Origin of the sequence: Candidatus Hydrogenedens sp. (genome assembly GCA_035378955.1) — a bacterium.
In the GTDB taxonomy this organism is placed as follows: domain Bacteria; phylum Hydrogenedentota; class Hydrogenedentia; order Hydrogenedentales; family Hydrogenedentaceae; genus Hydrogenedens.
Genome location: DAOSUS010000028.1, coordinates 1 through 3,219, shown reverse-complemented (window position 1 = coordinate 3,219; position 3,219 = coordinate 1). Strand labels below are relative to the sequence as shown.

The 3,219-nt window shown below is 32.6% G+C and carries 2 protein-coding genes; both read right to left on the bottom strand.

Features of this window, described 5'->3' with window-relative positions; translation table 11 throughout:
- On the bottom strand, nt 1–1,167 hold a 1,167-nt coding region (locus PLA12_07490; GenBank protein ID HOQ32339.1), incomplete at its 3' end, for a glycosyltransferase family 39 protein.
- Nucleotides 1,124–3,219: hypothetical protein (locus PLA12_07485; GenBank protein ID HOQ32338.1), on the bottom strand; the 2,096-nt coding region annotated here is incomplete at its 5' end. The genes PLA12_07490 and PLA12_07485, both read right to left, overlap by 44 nt.

Here is a 3,219-nt window from a genome sequence, read left to right as displayed (position 1 = left end):
TAATAATCCCCATCGAATAATCAGTGAGGGAAGTAAAAAGCGAATCATCATCAATGGAATCTTTGTAATCAGAGTGAAAACAACAAAGCAGAAGGGGACTATAAATGCAATACACAAGAGGGCAATATTGGGAATCTCGAAACGGAAAGAATTATTTTTTAAAACGAACAAGAAATTTTTAAAGAAGAAAAAGAGTAGAATAATTATGAATGCAAGATTACTTGCTTTTAATAAGAATGGAATACCTGTATCACATAATTTCGCAATAGAAAAAGATATTTTATTCGTTCCGAAAATAGCATAAATCCACGGTGATATGGAGACAAAGTAAGGAACTTCTCTATCCTGAACCCCAAAGATATAATTTAGAAGGGATTCAAGACTAACATGGATTGAGTAAGCAATATTGCTCGGCGTTGAAAAAAAGGTCAGATATAGAAGTATGGCAATTACATATAAAAGGTGGATAGGAAGCACCCAGAATATTTTTTTAGATTTTTCAATAAAAAAAGAGACGAAAAGAATAGACATTTCAAAAAAAACTAACCATACATATATATAATAGGTGAGTAAGAGCAATCCGTTTACAAGAGTTAATAGTAAAAAATATTTGGATTGAGATGTATCGGTTTTATTTTTTAGGATGGAAAAGAAAAAATATAAAGAGCACATTGAAAAGGAAAAAGCCAGTGCATGAGGTCTTAATAACATACTATACCAAAGAAAGGTAGGGATAATTGCAGGAATTAGAGATATTATGAAACTAATAAAGGGAGGAAAGAAGATTTTAAATAGTTTATAAGTAAAAAGAATAGTTGCAATACTTGCAATAATGGAGAAATATCTAAAAACTTCTGGGGATAGATTAAGAAGTTTAATAGCGGTATACATTATACTCAAATATAAAGGTGCCACTTCGGGTCCTTGTGTCCCTACAAGTTGGAGGAATGTAGTCAAATTGGGGGCATCTTGATAGGATATTCCCCAAAAATATTCATCAAACCAAATCGAGGGTTTTTGTTTTAGAAGTAATATTAAAATGAGTGTGATTAAGGAAATTAAAAGATAGTAAAAAGTTTTTTCTGTTCGGTGATTGAGACTAAAAAACTTGTTTTTCATACCATTAAGATTTAGTGCATATATTGCGTAGTTGTATAATCTCTTCATAGCGGTCTTCAATGATTTTGTTATTCGAGATATTGGGTTCTTTTAATAGAATATTTCTAAGTTTATCTTCGCTATCCATTGTGAAGGGATATATCCCCAAAGGAAGGATGCATGGGGTATTATCAACTTTATGTGTCGCAAAATGATAGAACAAATATGCAGGGAAATATCCATCATTGATTAATCGTATTGAAACTTCTTTAAGGGAACGATAATCCATATCTTTGAGTGCCTTCCATATCGGTGAAAAAACACGGGCAAAGTATGGATTTTGTGCTCTTATGTGTTGGAAAATCTCATCTGCTTTCAATTTATTCTCCTGTTCTGAAAGAGCATAAGAAAAGGCTATAAAGGCATTGACATTCTGGAACTGTTTTGTGATTATCCTTGCCCATTCTTTTTTACCCACACTCAAGAGGTCTAAAGCTAAGTGGATAGGAGTAGTTAGACCTGTTTCCTCCCCAAAATTTGCATATCGCGACAATATCATTTTTTCTTGTTCATCAAACTCTCTGTTGAGGTTGGACTTTATTAAAGATATGAGCCAATTGTCAGATGATGGTTTAAAACCTTCTCCTAATTTAACCGTATTTTTATTCTCTGCCTTTAAGTTTTCATCAATGGAAAATACATAACATAATAGCCCTTCCCAGGAAGGAAATCCACAAAAAGTATAGCGGAGACCATACCTATTCCATAGTTCATTTATCGAAGATTCAAATTGATAATCCCATTTGGTGTTATAGATAAGACAAACCTTATGAGAAGGAGAAAGATTTTTGACCAAAAAAGTTATGAAATCTATGGTTGTATCTAAAGAATCGGAGGTGAAAATGAGAGGGAATGGTTTCTGGATTTTTGATTTCCAGTTATATTTGAAAATAGCGGTATCTATATCGGTATTACAAATTATAACATCATTCTCCGTCAAATTAGAATTTACATACTGAACACAGCCTTCCCAATCGGTGTAAATTTTGTTGACGCGGAATAGAGAGTATTGATGTAAAGCCCAGATTATAATAAGACTGATAATGATTTTTTTATAAAAACTATTTTTAGGCTCCCATTTACTCAAAATAACAAACAGAAAACAAAATTTTGCAATATAACACGGGAGAACATAACGAACTAATAGCAAATCTGTATTGGCAAGGAAAGAATAACAAGCAAAAACCAAAGGGGGAATAAAAGCAAGCATGAAAATAGCAATAAAACTTTCAGAGAAAGAGCGGTAATTTTTAATTATCTGGTATGAGGTATAGATAAACGAAAGAAAAAGAACAAACGCCAGAATTAGACCCCCAGTTTTGATAATTATTGTAGGAGCAACATCACAGATTTTTTGCAGCAGGGAAGGAATAGGATGTGGAGCAAAAAACGGCTGCAAGAATACGCCCCAGGATACATACACAGGGACTTCAAAATCCTGAACCCCAAATATTTTTTCAAATATTTCCAGTAAAGTTGGCTGAAACGGAAGAGCAAGAAACTTATTTCCACGAAGTATGTATGCTAAATAAAATAAGGTTACACTAAAAATAACTAAATTAAAAAAAACAGGAACAAGATAAATGTATTGGCGTTTTAATACCTTTAGTACAAGTAGAAAAATTTCAAATCCTATTAGCCAAACAAAAATACTGTGAGATAAAACGAGTAGGATATTTATACCGGTTTGGGTAATTACAGCATAACCGTTGACTTTCAGTGGAGTTATAAAATATTTGAAGAAAAAATATAATGATAGCATAGCAAGCATATAGGCAATTGAGTGGTATCGTAAACTGGCGGAATTCCATAACAAGATAGGAGAAAGAATAAATAAGGAAACAACCCCTATGGCATATTTTTTAGGGAGGAAATGTTTAGCAATAAGATACACAAAATTCACTGTAATAAGGTTAAAAACGATAACCATCCAACGAAAAGTTTCTATGGATATTCCTAACTTTCCGCAAAGTAGGTATTGAATGAGAAAATATAGGGGAGGGGCATGAGGGCCATAAGACAAGATGTAGGAAAAAAAAGTTGAAAAGTTAGAAACTCTTA